General features: G+C 48.6%; 17 protein-coding genes, 1 tRNA gene and 1 other RNA gene. 6 read left to right on the top strand and 13 right to left on the bottom strand.

From position 1 onward, the window contains the following. The first annotated feature begins 2 nt into the window (after window positions 1–2). Both HYN48_RS12840 and HYN48_RS12835 read left to right on the top strand, forming a co-directional pair. The gene (locus HYN48_RS12840) at window positions 3–893 is read left to right on the top strand and encodes a Ppx/GppA phosphatase family protein (protein ID WP_108372327.1); all 891 of its coding nucleotides are present in this window, start codon (window positions 3–5) and stop codon (window positions 891–893) included. A 3-nt stretch (window positions 894–896) separates the two neighbouring features. Beyond that, a complete protein-coding gene (locus tag HYN48_RS12835) occupies window positions 897–1,478 on the top strand; it encodes a TMEM175 family protein (RefSeq protein ID WP_108372325.1) in 582 nt (193 codons plus the stop codon). Here HYN48_RS12835 and HYN48_RS12830 read toward each other — a convergent pair. The 5 genes from HYN48_RS12830 to HYN48_RS12810 all read right to left on the bottom strand — a co-directional run bounded on the left by HYN48_RS12830 (window position 1,475) and on the right by HYN48_RS12810 (window position 5,323). Next, complete coding sequence (locus HYN48_RS12830; protein WP_245945959.1) at window positions 1,475–2,083, bottom strand: DNA polymerase III subunit gamma/tau; 609 nt, start codon at window positions 2,081–2,083, stop codon at window positions 1,475–1,477. The genes HYN48_RS12835 and HYN48_RS12830 overlap by 4 nt on opposite strands. A gap of 29 nt (window positions 2,084–2,112) precedes the next feature. After that, window positions 2,113–3,198 carry a DNA polymerase III subunit gamma/tau gene (gene dnaX, locus HYN48_RS12825; protein WP_108372323.1) on the bottom strand — a complete coding sequence of 362 codons (1,086 nt, stop codon included), beginning with the start codon at window positions 3,196–3,198 and terminating at the stop codon, window positions 2,113–2,115. 85 nt (window positions 3,199–3,283) lie between these two features. After that, a complete protein-coding gene (locus HYN48_RS12820) occupies window positions 3,284–3,844 on the bottom strand; it encodes a hypothetical protein (RefSeq protein WP_146171781.1) in 561 nt (186 codons plus the stop codon). Between the two features lie 81 nt (window positions 3,845–3,925). Beyond that, on the bottom strand, window positions 3,926–4,996 hold the full coding sequence (locus tag HYN48_RS12815) for a DNA topoisomerase IB (RefSeq protein ID WP_108372319.1): 1,071 nt from the start codon (window positions 4,994–4,996) through the stop codon (window positions 3,926–3,928). A 9-nt stretch (window positions 4,997–5,005) separates the two neighbouring features. Beyond that, window positions 5,006–5,323 (bottom strand): hypothetical protein, encoded by a 318-nt coding sequence (locus tag HYN48_RS12810; RefSeq protein ID WP_108372317.1) that lies wholly within the window; start codon window positions 5,321–5,323, stop codon window positions 5,006–5,008. A 144-nt stretch (window positions 5,324–5,467) separates the two neighbouring features. Between HYN48_RS12810 and rnpB the strand changes: the two genes are divergently transcribed. Further along, an RNA gene (gene rnpB / locus HYN48_RS12805) (RNase P RNA component class A) lies at window positions 5,468–5,790 on the top strand. Window positions 5,791–5,830: 40 nt separating this feature from the next. Here the strand turns inward: rnpB and HYN48_RS12800 are convergent. Next, window positions 5,831–6,412, bottom strand: coding sequence for an RsmD family RNA methyltransferase (locus HYN48_RS12800; protein WP_108372315.1), 582 nt, complete (start codon window positions 6,410–6,412; stop codon window positions 5,831–5,833). After that, window positions 6,409–7,224 (bottom strand): DUF3822 family protein, encoded by an 816-nt coding sequence (locus HYN48_RS12795; protein WP_108372313.1) that lies wholly within the window; start codon window positions 7,222–7,224, stop codon window positions 6,409–6,411. The genes HYN48_RS12800 and HYN48_RS12795 overlap by 4 nt, the downstream gene beginning before the upstream one ends. Window positions 7,225–7,492: 268 nt before the next feature. Here HYN48_RS12795 and HYN48_RS12785 point away from each other — a divergent pair, with 268 nt between their 5' ends. From HYN48_RS12785 to HYN48_RS12775, 3 genes are all read left to right on the top strand, one after another. Further along, a complete protein-coding gene (locus tag HYN48_RS12785) occupies window positions 7,493–8,917 on the top strand; it encodes an ATP-dependent DNA helicase (protein ID WP_108372309.1) in 1,425 nt (474 codons plus the stop codon). A gap of 75 nt (window positions 8,918–8,992) precedes the next feature. Next, window positions 8,993–9,421, top strand: coding sequence for a DM13 domain-containing protein (locus HYN48_RS12780; RefSeq protein ID WP_108372307.1), 429 nt, complete (start codon window positions 8,993–8,995; stop codon window positions 9,419–9,421). After that, entirely contained in the window at window positions 9,421–10,317 is an 897-nt protein-coding gene (locus HYN48_RS12775) for a hypothetical protein (protein ID WP_108372305.1), read from the top strand. The genes HYN48_RS12780 and HYN48_RS12775 overlap by 1 nt, the downstream gene beginning before the upstream one ends. 12 nt (window positions 10,318–10,329) lie before the next feature. On the opposite strand, the gene HYN48_RS12770 is transcribed toward HYN48_RS12775, so the two are convergent. The 6 genes from HYN48_RS12770 to HYN48_RS12745 form a co-directional block, all read right to left on the bottom strand. Then, complete coding sequence (locus HYN48_RS12770) at window positions 10,330–10,821, bottom strand: DUF1572 family protein (protein WP_108372303.1); 492 nt, start codon at window positions 10,819–10,821, stop codon at window positions 10,330–10,332. A gap of 259 nt (window positions 10,822–11,080) precedes the next feature. Further along, window positions 11,081–11,161 (bottom strand) — tRNA-Tyr (locus tag HYN48_RS12765). A 153-nt stretch (window positions 11,162–11,314) separates the two neighbouring features. Then, window positions 11,315–12,442 (bottom strand): TlpA disulfide reductase family protein, encoded by a 1,128-nt coding sequence (locus tag HYN48_RS12760; protein ID WP_108372301.1) that lies wholly within the window; start codon window positions 12,440–12,442, stop codon window positions 11,315–11,317. Window positions 12,443–12,460: 18 nt separating this feature from the next. Then, window positions 12,461–13,633, bottom strand: coding sequence for a TlpA disulfide reductase family protein (locus HYN48_RS12755; protein ID WP_108372299.1), 1,173 nt, complete (start codon window positions 13,631–13,633; stop codon window positions 12,461–12,463). An 87-nt stretch (window positions 13,634–13,720) separates the two neighbouring features. Next, a complete protein-coding gene (locus HYN48_RS12750; RefSeq protein WP_108372297.1) occupies window positions 13,721–15,133 on the bottom strand; it encodes an MBL fold metallo-hydrolase in 1,413 nt (470 codons plus the stop codon). 164 nt (window positions 15,134–15,297) lie between these two features. Beyond that, the gene (locus tag HYN48_RS12745) at window positions 15,298–15,738 is read right to left on the bottom strand and encodes a KTSC domain-containing protein (RefSeq protein ID WP_108372295.1); all 441 of its coding nucleotides are present in this window, start codon (window positions 15,736–15,738) and stop codon (window positions 15,298–15,300) included. Window positions 15,739–15,953 lie beyond the last annotated feature (215 nt).

Genomic DNA, 15,953 nt, shown 5'->3' with positions numbered 1-15,953 from the left:
ACATGATTACGATAAAAAAATATGCAGCAATCGACATCGGCTCTAACGCCATGCGGTTGCTCGTATCCAATATTATTGAGGAACAGGGGAAAGAAACACAGTTTTCTAAAAGCGCGCTGGTGCGTGTGCCGATACGTCTCGGGCAGGACGCGTTCACTGTCGGCGAAATCACCGAAGAGAATATCGAGCGTATGGTCGATGCGATGAAGGCCTTCAAGCTTTTGATGAAAGTACATAAGGTGGAAAAGTATATGGCTTGCGCAACGTCGGCGATGCGTGAGGCGTATAATGGCAGGGAAGTGGCAGAACTCATCAAGAAGAAAGCCGACATCAGGATTGACATAATTGATGGTAAGAAAGAAGCGGCGATTATTGCGGCGACGGACCTGCACCATCTTGTAAAAACGGACAAGACATACCTTTACGTTGACGTGGGAGGAGGAAGTACGGAATTTTCGCTGTTCTCCGACGGCAGGATGGTCGTCTCCAAATCATTTAAGATCGGGACGGTGCGGCTGCTCAACGAAGTGGTCAGCGATATTGTGTGGCAGGAAATAGAGAAATGGATCCGCGTCAACACACAGGAATACGACGCAGTCACTTTGATCGGCTCGGGCGGAAACATCAATAAATTATTCAAGATGTCGGGCAAGCAGGAAGAGAAGCCGCTGTCGTACATTCACCTGAATTCCCAATACGCCATGCTCAATGCACTGTCTTATGAGCAGCGTATTTCCGTATTGGGTTTAAATCCTGATCGCGCGGATGTGATTATACCGGCCCTGCGGGTGTACCTGAACGCGATGAAATGGAGTGGCGCCCGGAGCATTTATGTCCCGAAAATCGGGCTCTCGGACGGAATTGTTAAAGCCATGTATTACGGAAAAATTTAAGCTATGAATAAAGGCAGGCTCGAGGCTTTCAGCGATGGTGTATTGGCGATCATCCTGACCATCATGGTCCTGGAACTCAGGATTCCTGAGGAACCTACGTTACACGCGCTCGCTTCCGTTTTCCCGACCTTCATCAGCTATCTGCTGAGCTTTATTTATGTTGGGATATACTGGAACAACCACCATCATATGCTGCACAGCGTCGTGCGCGTGAATGGTAACATACTGTGGGCCAACCTTCACCTGCTGTTCTGGTTGTCGCTGGTGCCTTTTGCCACGGGCTGGATGGGCGAAAACCATTTTGCCAAAGCCACGATGACGGTCTATGGCGTGATCCTGCTGATGGCGGGGGTGGCCTATTGGCTGCTGCAAAGCCTGATCATCAAAAGCCAGGGAGACCATTCGCTATTAAAGAAAGCGATCGGGAAAGACCTGAAGGGGCTGTCATCGCCTCCGTTGTACCTGTTGGGTATCGGCTTTTCCTTTTTCAATGAATGGCTTTCAGGCGCCGTGTATATTTTCGTGGCATTGATGTGGCTCGTGCCTGATAAAAGGATTGAGCGCTTGCTTGACCAGCGTGATTAGAAGTCCAGGTCAAAGGTTTTCCGCAGCAATTCAAGACTTGGATTGATTTCATTGAGCCTGTTGAAACGGTCCTGCGGTGTAAACGCCTTGCGGCTGCTGGCGTTTTCATTCACGATGACCTCAATATCGATATCGTGGTTGTGTAGCTTACCGCGGAGATACCCCAAAAGTTCCAGTTTTCCGGTTTCAAAATCAATTGCTGATCCTTCGTTGGGTAACTCGTGCTTAATGGTTGTGCCATCGAGTTTCGGGTCGTTGATAAGAAGCAAAGCCTCCATGATCTTTTGTCCCTTGTCACTGAGGCGCTGTGCATATTTTGTCCATTGCAGCAGCATATCGGTCTCGGAGAAAGCCTCCCTTGGGAATTCCACCGTTTCTTTCGAACTGGCCTTGCCGGACTGCTCAAGCTCCTTCTTTGCCCTGATGCTTGCCAGCGAAAGGGCTGAAACCTTGGGTTGGGTGGGGCTGTCATCAGGGACTACAGGGGTTTGCATCGAATCGGCGCCTCCGGCTGAGGTTACACTAATGGTACCCTTATTGGTAATGTCCAGTGCGTGAAGCGCGGGGATATCCAGGATTTCCGGGGATTCAACCGCAATCTGCATGACGCGGCCGTAAAAATGATTTGCAGGGATTATATATCCGTCAGCTTTTTTTTTTCTCCATCGAAAGTGATGGAGGCGAGTTGCATCAGGCACAATTCAACGAGCAGGCGCTGGTTTTGCGATACTTTGTATTTCAGGTCGCAGTCGTTGGCCACCTCAATCGCCTTGAGCAGGAAGTCCTGTGGTGATTTTGCAGCCTGCGCACCGTACATTTTCTGGGCCTGTTCCCCCGCTTCAAGCAGCGACAGCGTTGCGGGATTTTTGCATACCAGCAAGTCCCTGAAATGAGAAGCCAGTCCCGAAATAAAATGGTGTCCGTCGAAACCTTTAGAAAGGATGTCATTGTAGGCGACAAGCAATTCCGGAATCTGGTTGCCAATGATCAGCTCAGTGACATTGATGTAGGTTTCATAGTCGAGTACGTTCAGGTTTTCCGTTACGGCCTGTCGCGTCAGGTTGTTTCCGCAATAGGACACGACACGGTCAAAAATCGACAGCGCATCGCGCATGGCACCGTCCGCCTTTTGAGCGATGATGTGCAGCGCGTCGTCTTCATAGGACACGCCCTGACTTTTGGCCACTTCAGCAAGATGTTCCTTGGCGTCCTTCACGGTAATGCGCTTAAAATCAAAAATCTGGCAGCGCGATAGGATGGTCGGGATGATTTTGTGTTTTTCGGTCGTAGCCAAAATAAAGATGGCGTGCTTCGGCGGCTCTTCCAGGGTTTTCAGGAAGGCATTGAATGCGGCCGATGAAAGCATATGCACCTCGTCGATGATATACACCTTGAATTGCCCGGTCTGCGGCGGAATCCGGACCTGATCAATGAGGCTCCTGATGTCGTCTACCGAGTTGTTGGACGCGGCATCAAGCTCAAATACATTGAATGCGAAATCCTCATTAGGGTCATCATAGCCGGGCTGGTTGATTTTTCTGGCCAGGATCCTGGCGCAGGTGGTTTTTCCGACGCCCCTTGGCCCGGTAAACAATAACGCCGACGCAAGATGGTTGGTCTCAATGGCATTCAACAACGTATTTGTAATGGCCTGCTGCCCGACCACATCCCTGAAGGTCTGGGGGCGGTACTTCCTTGCCGATACTACAAATTGTTCCATAACTGCCTATTGGTCGACAAATATACTTTTAAAAAATTAAAGATTTGAATTTTTTAAGATGCCAAAAACCAAAAGTTATCCACGGTTACAGCACGATGGTGTAGGGGTTCGGGTAGATGTATTCGTCCGTGACCTTTTTGCCTTTTGGGTGCACGATAATCGCGGCGCAGCGGCTTTTGCCAAACGGATTGTTGATTTCAAACGCAATGCCTGACGCGACGTCATCATAGATGGTGGTTTCAATCTTCGTGTCTGAATTGTCGTATTTCGCTACCGTTTGCAATCTGGGATAGGCCTGCATGATTTCCGCAAAGGCACTCTCCGTACTGATGCCGTTTTTGGTCTTGAATTCGGCAGAAGTCACCCTGATCTGGCGGACCACCTTTTCCTTGAGTTCATTGTCTTTATAAGTGGTATAAATGTTGAGCTCGTCACGCATGCTGTCGGTTTTTTTGCCGTACCAGGTCATCCAGGCTTTGCCCATGGCGGCATCTGATTGATCGGGCGTCCCCAGCATTTCAAGTTTTGAGGTGTCGTCCTCAATCGCTGTGAGCCCAATCGCCACGCCGGGCGTAATGAGCCATTCGGGTTTAACTGTAGTGGTGGGAAGCGTGGCGACGATGGTTTCGCTTTTCCCCGGTGCCATATATTTTTCTGTGTGGGCACAACTCAAACATAGGGCGGCAAACAAAATGGTGAATCTGGCTTTCATAACGTATTTTGACATCTACGCAATAACTTCTGCTATGGTTTCATTTTCGAGAAGGCTGATCAGCGTGCGTTCTTCTTCGTTTAACGCGGGAGAAGTCTCAACCGGTTTATATTTCCAGATAGAACCTTTCTCATACGCTGCAATAACCGTGGGGTGGACGTAATATTTCCGGCAGACGGATCTCGTATTGCCCAGTTTTTTGGCCACTGAGTCAATCACTTCGACGATCTTATGCTTGCAATCGGAATCATTTTTCGGTTCACCCGCCGATTGGAACGCGCACAACGCATTGACGCTTCCCGCCCATACCCGGAAATCTTTTGCGGTAAAATCCTGTTGTGTGATATTTTTAAGGTAATTGTTGATGTCGGCTGAACCGATCACATGGTGCCTGCCGTCGTCATCATAGTACTGGAACAAATCCTGTCCCGGAATGTCCCTGCATTTTTTGACAAGATTGAGCAGTTTCATGCTCCGGATCCCGATGTTGTGCTTCACGCCCTTCTTTCCGACAAATTGAAAATACAGGTTTGACTTATCGAAGGTAACGTGTTTATCCTGAAGCGTGGTAAGCCCGAACGAACCGTAGAGTTTTTTATAGGCGTCATTGCCAATCCTGATGTTGGTAAGCTCAATGAGTCGTACCACCAAAGCCACCACTTTCTCATACGGAAGCCCCTTCCTGTCCAGATCCTTATCGACCTGCTCACGGATCAGCGGCAGCGCTGTGGCAAACTGCTGCAGGCGATGAAACTTTGACTGGTTCCTGATTTTGTTCCAATGGGCATGGTATCGATATTGCTTGCGGCCCTTGGCATCGATCCCAGTCACCTGCAAATGTCCGTTTTCATAAGGGGAAATCCATACATTCTCCCAGGCAGGGGGAATCACCAGTTTCTTGAATCGTTCCAGTACGGCTTTGTTCCTGACTTTACGTCGGTTTTCATCAAGGTAGTGAAAGCCGTCGCCTGATTTGACTCGGTGGTAGCCTTTTTCGAGATTGGCCGCATACCGAAGTCCTACCGCCCGGGCAGTCACTTTTGGGTCACGGCCTATTTTCTCTAATTTGGATTGCAGCCTGTTCATCAGGGGAAATTAGTTTTGTTCAGGACGGTTTTCCCTGCCGCGGATGCTCAGGTCGTTCAGGACGCTGGTGGCGCTTTTTTCGCCCATTGACAAGTCGCCTGCAACAAACACCCCGCGCTCGCCATCACTGGCCTTAATGCCATACACCGTGGCTTCATCACCCGGATCGCTCTCGCCTTCATAACGGTAAATGTGTACGATTTCGAAATCATCCGGGTGGTCGGTGATGCGTTTTTCCTGGATGTTAAAATCTGTAGTAAATCCTTTTTCCTTTAATTCTTCCAATGCCTTAGAGACTGTGGCATAATGATACATTTGACGTTCCATGACTATCGTTTTTAGGTTTGTAAATCTTGTAGCCATAAAATTACAACATCACTTTCCAGATGTGCAGAAGGAACTGTTAAATCAATTTACGAGATTTTAACCCGGCTTTATACTATTCCCATCATTGAATTGTCGTAGCTTTGCGCCGCAGGCCGCCTTATCGCTCCTGAGTAAATCAGGGGAGGAAAGTCCGGACACCACAGGGAGGCATAGCGGGTAACGCCCGTCGTTCCCGATGCAAATCGGGTTCAGGACAAGTGCAACAGAAAGTATGTACAGGTCATGCTGTAGTGAAACCAGGTAAACTCTATGCGGTGAAATTTCAAGTATATCGGCATTTAAGGGCGTCCCGTCCGTTGCCGAAGGGTAGAAAGATAGATTTCGCTGGCAACAGCGGAGCCAGATAAATGATAAGGGTCCTGGTATGCATCAGGATACAGAATCCGGCTTACAGGCCTGCATTTTTTTAAAACTTACCGCGTCTAGTATATAGGTTTTCCGAACTGACTATTCCTCTTCCGCATCGTCGTCATCGTCATCAGTGACTGCTGATTCAAATTCGAAGAAAGAAAAGAACGAACCGCCGTAGCTTTTCTCAAAAGAGAAATTTGGAAGGTGCCTCAACGGCGTATACTTCGAATGTTCGATGACCATCATGCCATCCTCTTCAAGCAATCCATTGTCAAATACCGTAGTAACGATCTTATCGAATTGCGCCTGATCCATTCCATACGGCGGATCGGCGAAGATAAAATCGTAGGCACTGCTGTGTTTCTCAAGAAATTTGAACACATCGTTTTTTATGGGCGTGATGTCAAAATCAAATGCAGCAGCAGTCTGTTTTATAAATCGGGTGCAGCCAAAATCACCGTCAACGCTCACAATCGGTGCGCTGCCGCGCGAGGCAAACTCATAACTGATGTTGCCCGTTCCTGCAAACAGGTCCAGCACTTTGAGACCGCTGAAATTAAAATGGTTGTTGATGATATTGAACAACGCTTCCTTGCTCATGTCGGTGGTTGGACGCACCGGGAGGTTTTTCGGCGGACTGATGCGCCTGCCCTTGTATTTGCCTGAAATGATCCTCATGACTGAAAAAGGATAAAGTGCCTGAGATTCTGCGCGGCGGAAAAATCATTGCGGCGCTGCAAAGTCGATACGTCCGCAAGCGACACATGCCGCACATACTTGTAGGCCATCCGGAAAAGATCACTGTCCTCGCTGATGTTGCCCAGCAGCTGCAGTTTGAGGGTTTCAGGGTTGAGGTTCAGCTGCTCTGCCGTGAAAAGCAGGTAGTAAATGAAATCGGCCTCATTCTGGTATTCGAATGAATTGAAAAACACCAGTTTCCGGTTCTGTACCACGACAATTTCAAAATGCTGCCTGTCAAAATGGACGAAGACCAGCTTGTCCTCGACATTGCGCGACAAATTGAGCAACGCTGTCACCAAAACCGTATTGGAATGCCTGTATTCAAACGGCCCAAACTGATCGATCAGGAAGTTGTTGATGTTCACGTAAGGCACGTAAACATTCTTAATTTCAGGGCTTTCTATGGTATCAAACGCGAAAAAATCGGTTTCAAAAACTTTGGTGTTGTATTGCAGGTAACTGCCTGCATATGCTTCGTCGAACAGCGCCGACGGCACAAAGGCATTCAGGGCGTTGTCGTGCAGGACAAAAACCTCGTCATACATCCGCGTTAGCTCACGGTACTCCAGGAACGCTTTCCAATAATGCTCCTCAACCTTGTGCGTTTTCGGATAAGTTGTAAAATCCACCTCGTCAAATGACAGTACGCGCTCGTTGAGCGTATCGGCCACCGCAAACGAAAAGCCTTCCAGCCCCGCGCGGATGATGAGTTTTTTGTAATTTTTTTCAGTGATGCTGCTCGCCGACATAAATTGGATTGACTGCCGCAAACTTACGGTTTTTTTTTGGATGCTGCAGGCCACGCGGCAGGTTATGGGTTCAGGATTTCAATCGGGAATTAAGAGCTTGCCACGTATTTCGGGCGTGCCCCTCGTGCCTCGGGTCGGGCTGTCCGCTGTATCTTTTTATTTTCCTGCGCTGCACTCCGTAAAATAAAAAGGATGCCGCTGCCATCCCTCACGCGGTCGGCCCAAATGCTGTCCCTTGAACCAGCAACTTTTTCGCTACCTTTGGCGCATGACCGCACGCGAATTTTATGCCATCCTTTCCCGGAATTTTCCATTCCAGCCAACAGTAAAACAGGATATTTTCTTTCAACAGGTCTCGGAATTTGTAACGAACGACAAGCCCGACGAGATTTTCGTGCTCAAGGGTTACGCGGGTACGGGTAAAACGACGGTGATCTCGGCAATCGTGAACAACCTGCAGGCCGCCGGCAGGAAGTATGTGCTTTTAGCGCCGACGGGAAGGGCAGCCAAAGTGATTGCTAATTATTCGCGCAAACAGGCCCTGACGATACACAAGAAGATTTATTTTCCAAAGAAACAGGCGGGCGGGGTGTCATTTACGCTACAGGCCAACAAACATAAGAACACCATCTTCATAGTCGACGAGGCATCGATGATCTCTGATTCGGCTTCAGACAGCAAGATGTATCAAAACGGCTCGCTGCTCGATGACCTTATTTCATACATTTATTCGGGCAGCGGGTGCAAGATGATCCTGTTGGGCGATACGGCGCAGCTGCCGCCGGTGAACCTGGAAATCTCCCCGGCGCTTGACATCCAAAGCCTGTCTGCGAATTATTATAAGGAAGTCTTTCACATCGAACTCGACGAGGTCATGCGGCAGGAGGAAAATTCAGGGATCCTCTACAATGCCACCGGGTTGCGCGATCGGCTGCAGGAAGATTTTTTTGAGGATTTCCGTTTCAGCCTGGATGGTTTCAATGACATCATCCGACTTACAAATGGGGATGACATCCAGGACGCGATACAGTCGGCTTATGGAAATATTGGCATCGAGGACACGGCCTTCATCGTGCGTTCCAATAAACGCGCGAATCAATACAACCAGCAGATCCGCACACGCATCCTCGACAAGGAAAGCGAACTGTCTGCGGGGGATTTGCTGATGGTCGTGAAGAACAATTATTTTTGGCTGAAAGACACCGATGCGGCAGGTTTTATTGCCAACGGTGACATTATCGAGGTGCTGCAGATATATGGTTTCAAGGAACTTTACGGATTTAAATTTGCGAAAGTGCGCGTCAGGATGATCGATTATCCTGACCAGCTTCCAATCGATACCGTACTGCTGCTCGATACGATCCATAGCGAGTCGCCGTCACTCACTTACGAAGAGTCGAACCGACTCTACCAGGAGGTGCTCGCAGATTACGAAGATGAAAAGGCGCAGTTCCGAAAGTTGCTGAAGGTAAAGGAGAATGAATATTTTAATGCACTGCAGGTGAAATTCTCGTACGCAATGACCTGCCATAAATCCCAGGGCGGGCAATGGACTACCGTATTCGTAGAACAGCCCTACCTGCCTGATGGCCCAAACCGCGACTACGTTCGCTGGCTCTACACCGCGATGACCCGCGCCAGGGAAAAGCTCTATTTGATTGGGTTCAAGGACGAATATTTTGACAATGATTGACGAGTTGCCTCAAAATGTCAGATAGGCGACAAAAGGTTTTTTTATCGGGATGCACCTTTGTGGGAAATCCGTCATATGAAAACTATTTTTTTATCACTCGCAATGGTTTTAGCACTTTTTTCGTGCCAGTCTGAGGGCCCGTTAACACGCACCGACGTGGGCTCCGCAGAAATCCCCACAACGTCACAAAGGCTGCACACCGGTTACTTTACTGCGACTTCGGGAATTGAAGTCAGCGGCACCGCCAATGTGTATGCCGAAGGCTCCACACGACATTTGTCGCTCGAAGACTTTTCAGTATCTGCCGGCCCAGACCTTAAGGTATATCTTGCGACTTCGGCTGAGCCGGAATTGTTTGTCAATCTGGGCGCTTTGGGCGATGGCATCAACCACAATTATCCCATTCCGGAGGGCGTTGATCTGAACACCTACAACTATGTGTTGATTCACTGCCAGCAATACAACCACCTTTTTGCCATCGCGCCATTAACCCCATCGGAATAATGAAAAAAGCTGTAATCTATACCGTATTAGTCTTCATGGGCTTCACCCGGTTTTTTGCGCAAGGCTGCAGCGACGCGGGCATCTGCAGTATATCTGCCCATGTTGACACCGCGTCCGGTTTTAAGAATGAAATAGAGGTCGCCGCTGTCGTTGGAGCAGGGGAGTCTGACACCCGGTATTTTTCCCCATATGTTTCTTACACGCGGCAGTTTAACGACCGCTGGTCCTCTGGCGTCAGGATCACATCCTCGTTTGCGGAGGGCGGATTCGGGAAACGGGGATCTTTGGGTGATGCGTACCTCAGGGCCAATTTCACCCCGAGGCCATTCGCCACGCGTCGGTGGAGTTATTCTGCGGGTGTGAAAATTCCATTTAACAGGGCAAACCTCAAGATCAATGAGCATCCGTTGCCGCTGGATTACCAAAGCAGCCTCGGTACGATTGACTTTCTTGGGAGCGTAAATTTCAGTTACAGCCATTGGGATTTCAATGCGGCATTGCAGGTGGTCATGTTTAACATCAACGCCAATTCTTTCTTTGCCGAATATTCGGGTACAGACGCCTTTCCATCGACTAACCTCTTCAGGCGACGGCCTGATGCGTTGCTGCGCGGAACATATACGATTTCATTGGCTCAGAAGCGGTTTCTGCTCAAGCCGAACCTGCTGGTTATCTACCATCTGGGTGAAGATTCATTCGAAAATATTTACGGCAGCCGCGAAGCGATACCCGGCTCAGACGGACTCACGATCAATGGCAACCTGGTTGGCGTCTTCGATTTTGGGCGCGGCAGCATTTCATTGTCGGCAGCTGCACCATTTGTGGTCAGGGATGTGAGGCCGGACGGACTCACACGCGAGTTTACGCTGGCTATCGGATACACCGGAAAATTTTAGGGCAACGCGCTGTCAGATGCTGCCGTTTTCTTTATGCTCGGAAATCACCAGTTTTTTAATCAACACGACTTGTCCGAGGTGATAGTAGCAATGTTCGATCATGGCGTCGATATTGCGGTGGTAGGAGCCGTATTTTGCATCAACAAAAACCTGCTGCATGCGTTCTTCGGGCAGCTGTTCTATCATTGCCGCGAAATCTTCCGCATCTTCATTGAATTGCACAATAAAGTCGTCCCATTGGTCCTGGCGTTCCATTGGTGCAAAATCAAAACTGAACTGATCACGGATGTCAAGCGTACCTTCGCGAAAGAAACCGTTCAGGCCGTTAATATAATAATGAATGTGCCTGGCCAGGTCGGCAATGGTGTTCAGTGATTCGTATTTTGTGGTCACCGTCACCAGGTCAGTTCCGGTGAGCTGGTCCATAAAATTCGTGTTGGCGATCCAGGTCCCGTTGAGGATGACTTCGCGGAAACGTGCGGCCAATACGTCATTACTTTTCATTCCAATCGTTTTATTTTTCAAATATATAAAACGTTTTGTTCAGGCCGGTCGATGTAGCCTGGCTAAATTATCTCAGTCCGTTTGCCGCCTGCCTGGACAACTACTGTACCAGCGCGAATGCATGTTTGAAGTGTAGCCGACGGGTTCGGCGGGAAGAGCCGGATTGTTTAATGATCCGCAAGGTGTTACCTTCACTCAACATTTTAAACAAAAAAAAACCATCAAGCGAGCTTGTGGTTTTCCTTATTTAAGATTTTTGTGGGGAGAGCAGGATTCGAACCTGCGAAGGTCTCCCAGCAGATTTACAGTCTGCCCTCGTTGGCCGCTTGAGTATCTCCCCATGTCGTAAGACGGTTGCAAATATAACAACACTTTTGGTGTTTGCAAATTTAAATACGAGATAATTTCGGCACAATTTTTAACCTTTTGGGTTTTAAGGAAATAAAAAAAGCTTCATAAACATGAAGCCTTTTATCTGTGTAAAATACTTTTATTATTTGCCCAGTACAGAAGCTATCTTTGCACGTAATTCCTCGCCACGCAAATCTTTTGCAATGATATTTCCCGCCTCATCCAGGATGAATGTGGCCGGAATGCTCTTGATGTTGTACATGACCGCAACCGGATCATCCCAGAATTGCAGATTGGAAAGGTGGGTCCAATCGAGGCCGTCCTTTGCAATAGCTTCTTTCCACTTTGTTGCATCCTTATCAAGGGAAACGCTGACGATGTTCAGCCCCTTCGCATGATAATCCTTATAAAGCGCGACAACGTTCGGATTTTCCTTACGGCAGGGTCCGCACCACGATGCCCAGAAATCGATGATGGTCACTTTACCCAACGATTGCTTCAGCGAAACCATTTGGCCGTCGGGTGCAGGTCCTGTAAAATCAGGTGCCGGGCTGCCGATGGACAGGTTTTTGTGGTTTGCAATCTTGGACTGAATTTCCTTCCCCGTTTTGGTGTTTTTCAGGGTCGCGTCGAGACCGTCATAAATTCGGACGATTTTCTTAATATCCATCTCCGGATTGTTGAACATGTTGTCGACGAACAGCACAGACAGGAATGATTTCGGATGTTTTTCCGGAAATGATGCAGAGAGTGCCACCATTTGGTCCTGATAGACCTTGACATCAGCCATGAGCCTGTTCATTACCACCGTATCTTTTGCCTTGCTGGCTTCGGTCCATTTGGCATTGTTTGCCTCCTGGTATTTCATAAGCTTGTCCTGAATCTTCATCGCGGCAACATTGAATCCCTGAAGGTCATCGTTGCTGCGTGTCCCGCCAATTTTGCTCTTCGCGATACTGTCCTTATAAATCGTAAAGTTGATTTTACCGCCTTCGAGGATGAAGACCACTTTTCCCTCATTCTTGTCCAACTGAAGGAAATGGATGGATGGCTCGGGGGTTTTGCCTTTAAAGGTAAACTTGCCGTTTACCACTTTAGCCGAATCGACGTTGATGAAACTTCCGGCTTTCTTTTCATCCTGTTTCTGAAGGTACACTTTCTTGCCATTCTCGACTCCGGATGCGGTTCCTGTAATCGTAAAATCAGCATCCAGGACCGTAAATGAAACCAGTCCGAGGGCCATTAGAACCAAAAATGTTGCTTTTCTCATGATTACAGGTGTTTTTTATTATTTAAGAAGTGAAGCCACTTTCGCTTTCAGTGCATCGCCCTGAAGGTCTTTGCCCACAATCATACCGCGCGAATCGAGCAGGTAAGTCGCAGGGATGCTCTTCACATTGTACTGCGCGGCAATCGGCTCTTTCCATTGCTTGAGGTTCGATACGTGCGCCCAGGTGAGCTTGTCGGCCGCAATCGCTTCCTTCCACTTGGCCGCGTCCTGGTCAAGGGATACGCTGATAATGTTCAGTCCTTTCGCGTGGAATTCGTTGTATAGCGCCACAACATTCGGACTTTCATTACGGCAAGGCTTGCACCATGATGCCCAGAAATCTACAAGCGTTACTTTGCCCATTGCCTGTTTCAGAGACAGTGTTTTACCATCCGGTGTCGGCGCACTGAATTCAGGTGCTGCGGTGCCTACGGCTGGCCCGGTTTTGGCATTGGCTTCCTGAAACTCCTTAATCTGGGGAATCATGGCCTTGATTTTTTTTCCGATGTATGTCTTTTTCAATGACGGATCGAGGTTGTCAAAATCCTTTTGGAGCTTGGCCAGGTCGGCGTCTTTTTCCCTAAGGTTTTGGCTCAAAAACAACAGGGAATAATAGGATTTTGGATTTTTTTCGATGAAGATCAGCGATTCTTTTTTCACCGCTTCCGATAAAGGCTTGTAATTCCTGATGATCTGACCCATAGTAGCCGTATCATTTTTCTGCATGGCCTCGGTATATTTTTTCTGGTTGGCCTGCTCGTAGGCTTTCACTTTCTTCAACACCGGCAATTCAAGGTATTCTGCAAAACTATCGTTGCTCAGGGTTCCGGTCACCTTGCTTTTTTGCAAAGTATCCTTGTCCACTTTCACGTCAATATCGCCCTGCTCCAGGATTAGGGTGAATCCCTGATTGGCGTATTTGCTTTGCTGTTCGGTTTTTCCTTTTTCCTGCATCTTGATATAGTGCTGCGTAGGTTCGGAAATTTTGCCTTCAAACTCAAATTTGCCGCCTTCCACCTTGGTGGTGTCAACGTTTACGATCCTTCCGGTGGAATCCTGTTTTACGAGGAAAACTTCCGTGCCGTCAGCTACACCTTTGGCATCGGCTGTGATTACAAATTCATTTTCACCTGCTTTTTTACACGATACTGCCGCCATCGAAGCAAGTAATATCAAAAGGACTTTTTTCATTTTTTTGTTTTTAATTTTAGAGTGCAAAAGTATTTATTTTTAAATGTATTGGATATTTTTTTAAGCAAAATTTATCTTTTCGACATTTCACTGTTTTGATTCCGACGGACATACGAAATTTGACAGACGCACCCCGGTCTTGCGGATGCCGCTGATGCCCTGTTCCACGTTCGTAAAATGATGGATGCCTCGCGATTTCAATATCGATCCCATAATCACCGACCGGTAGCCGCCCGCGCAATGCAGGTAAAACGGTTGCTGCGGAATGCTGCCCAATTCATTGTTTACCGAATCCAACGCAATATTGATCGCCCCAGGCACGTGTTCTGCGCTGAATTCCCCGGGTTTCCTTGCGTCCACGACGATGCTTTCGGGCGAAACGCCCGAGGCAAAATCTTCAGGTCCGATGGATTCCATAGCATCCGTTTCCATTCCCGCCGCGGCCCAGGCGTGCAGTCCGCCTTCAAGATAACCCAGCACGTGGTCGAAACCCACGCGCGAAAGTCTCGTGATCGTTTCCTGTTCGCGACCGGGGGGTGTAACAATCAGCAGGGGCTGACTGACATTCATGACCAGGGCGCCCACCCAAGGGGCAAAGTTGCCGTCGATGCCAATGAATATCGATCCGGGGATGTGTGATTTCACAAAGTCATTTTCGTGGCGTACATCGAGGATGATCGCATCCGTGTCGCCTGCGAGTGCTTTAAATTGCTTTGGCGTAAGCGCCGTCATGCTTTTGCCGATAATCGCATCCAGGCTTTCGTACCCTTCAATATTCATCGCGACGTTTTGCGGAAAATAGGCCGGCGGAGCGCCCAGTCCGTCCAGCAGTTCCGCAATGAATTCCTCGCGGCTCATATCGGCACGCAGCGCATAATTGGTTTTCTTCTGGTTCCCGAGCGTATCGGTAGTTTCCTTGCTCATGTTTTTTCCGCATGCGCTGCCGGCGCCGTGGCTCGGATATACTGTCAGCGCATCGGGTAAAACCATAATCTTGTTGCGCAACGAATCGTACAATTCCGATGCGAGTTTTTCCTGAGTCAGCTCTGTTGCCATTTCCTGCGCCAGGTCAGGCCGTCCCACATCACCTATGAATAAGGTATCCCCGGTGATGATGCCCTGCGGCACGTCGTGCTCGTCGATGATCAGGTAGCAGGTGCTTTCCATCGTGTGTCCCGGCGTATGTATGGCTTTTACGGTGCAGTCACCGATTTTGAATTCCTGGTTGTCCGTCGCGATGACGGCGTCGAATTTGGGTGCCGCCGTCGGGCCGTATACGATCTGCGCGCCGGTTTTCCTGGCCAGATCAAGGTGTCCGGAGACAAAATCGGCATGGAAATGGGTCTCGAAGATATACTTAATCTGCGCCTGCCCGGCATTTGCTTTATCAATATAAGGTTGTACTTCGCGCAGTGGATCAAATATTGCGGCTTCGCCATTGCTTTCAAGATAGTAAGCAGCCTGCGCTATGCATCCGGTGTAAATTTGTTCTATTTTCATGGGTCGCGGTTTTTAAGACTGCAAAATTACGCAAAAAAACCTGACGCCGTGCCGCAAACCGGCAGGCCGCTTCGCAGCAGAAAACCGGGCGGGATTGTCATCCTGAAATCTTACCGAAAAGCGGCCTGCTCATGCAAAAGCGGTAACGGCCCGTGCGCTGCGCGCTACTCCTGATTAGTGAGTTTCCTGTAAGGGAAGGCCTGGAAAATATGCCTTTTTGCAAACCGGTTCGGCGAATCGGCGTTAATCATCTTGATGTAGGTGGCTTTGGGCACGCTGAAGTATTCATAGCTGCTGCCATTTGAGAATACGGCCTTGAGCCTGATATTTTCATAGTTGAAATCCACGAGAACCGAGTTCGCAATCGTGTCATTATACTCGTCCTGTCCCTGCTTGATCGTATCAGGGTGGATGCTCACCAGGAAATGATACGCCTCAATCACGTCCTTGCTCTGCGCTTCTGCGGCGGCGAGTCCTGCCTCATCACCCTGGAATTTATCGGGATGGCATGCTTTCATCGAGTTGCGGTAGATGGTTTTGAGTTCCTTCAGTTCCACGCTCTTATCTACATTGAGCAGCGTCCGGTATTCAGCTATTTTTTTCATAAGCGCTATTTTCAGGCCATAAAATGGCTTTTTAATTTTTTTGCAAAAGTACAGTTTTTAATATATTGAATGCAAGTACCTTAATGTTTAAAATTATTGCCGTTGTTTTCAGGAGCTGATCGGGCTGTTCGCTACTATCTTTTATTTTTTAAAGAAAAAAATAAAAGGATAACCGCTTCCATCCGGGCTAGGCACGCCATTTCCACCTGAAAAGT

This window comes from Flavobacterium magnum, from assembly GCF_003055625.1.
Taxonomy (GTDB): Bacteria; Bacteroidota; Bacteroidia; order Flavobacteriales; family Flavobacteriaceae; genus Flavobacterium; species Flavobacterium magnum.
Note: the sequence above shows the minus strand (reverse complement) of the source record. Positions and strands in the feature narration are given on the sequence as shown.

What these genes read in the sequence shown, in the direction of transcription:
- HYN48_RS12840 (WP_108372327.1), top strand. Translation starts at nt 3, where the DNA reads ATGATTACGATAAAAAAATATGCAGCAATCGACATCGGCTCTAACGCC.
- HYN48_RS12835 (WP_108372325.1), top strand. Translation starts at nt 897, where the DNA reads ATGAATAAAGGCAGGCTCGAGGCTTTCAGCGATGGTGTATTGGCGATC.
- HYN48_RS12830 (WP_245945959.1), bottom strand. Translation starts at nt 2,083, where the DNA reads ATGCAGATTGCGGTTGAATCCCCGGAAATCCTGGATATCCCCGCGCTT.
- dnaX (WP_108372323.1), bottom strand. Translation starts at nt 3,198, where the DNA reads ATGGAACAATTTGTAGTATCGGCAAGGAAGTACCGCCCCCAGACCTTC.
- HYN48_RS12820 (WP_146171781.1), bottom strand. Translation starts at nt 3,844, where the DNA reads ATGGCACCGGGGAAAAGCGAAACCATCGTCGCCACGCTTCCCACCACT.
- HYN48_RS12815 (WP_108372319.1), bottom strand. Translation starts at nt 4,996, where the DNA reads ATGAACAGGCTGCAATCCAAATTAGAGAAAATAGGCCGTGACCCAAAA.
- HYN48_RS12810 (WP_108372317.1), bottom strand. Translation starts at nt 5,323, where the DNA reads ATGGAACGTCAAATGTATCATTATGCCACAGTCTCTAAGGCATTGGAA.
- HYN48_RS12800 (WP_108372315.1), bottom strand. Translation starts at nt 6,412, where the DNA reads ATGAGGATCATTTCAGGCAAATACAAGGGCAGGCGCATCAGTCCGCCG.
- HYN48_RS12795 (WP_108372313.1), bottom strand. Translation starts at nt 7,224, where the DNA reads ATGTCGGCGAGCAGCATCACTGAAAAAAATTACAAAAAACTCATCATC.
- HYN48_RS12785 (WP_108372309.1), top strand. Translation starts at nt 7,493, where the DNA reads ATGACCGCACGCGAATTTTATGCCATCCTTTCCCGGAATTTTCCATTC.
- HYN48_RS12780 (WP_108372307.1), top strand. Translation starts at nt 8,993, where the DNA reads ATGAAAACTATTTTTTTATCACTCGCAATGGTTTTAGCACTTTTTTCG.
- HYN48_RS12775 (WP_108372305.1), top strand. Translation starts at nt 9,421, where the DNA reads ATGAAAAAAGCTGTAATCTATACCGTATTAGTCTTCATGGGCTTCACC.
- HYN48_RS12770 (WP_108372303.1), bottom strand. Translation starts at nt 10,821, where the DNA reads ATGAAAAGTAATGACGTATTGGCCGCACGTTTCCGCGAAGTCATCCTC.
- HYN48_RS12760 (WP_108372301.1), bottom strand. Translation starts at nt 12,442, where the DNA reads ATGAGAAAAGCAACATTTTTGGTTCTAATGGCCCTCGGACTGGTTTCA.
- HYN48_RS12755 (WP_108372299.1), bottom strand. Translation starts at nt 13,633, where the DNA reads ATGAAAAAAGTCCTTTTGATATTACTTGCTTCGATGGCGGCAGTATCG.
- HYN48_RS12750 (WP_108372297.1), bottom strand. Translation starts at nt 15,133, where the DNA reads ATGAAAATAGAACAAATTTACACCGGATGCATAGCGCAGGCTGCTTAC.
- HYN48_RS12745 (WP_108372295.1), bottom strand. Translation starts at nt 15,738, where the DNA reads ATGAAAAAAATAGCTGAATACCGGACGCTGCTCAATGTAGATAAGAGC.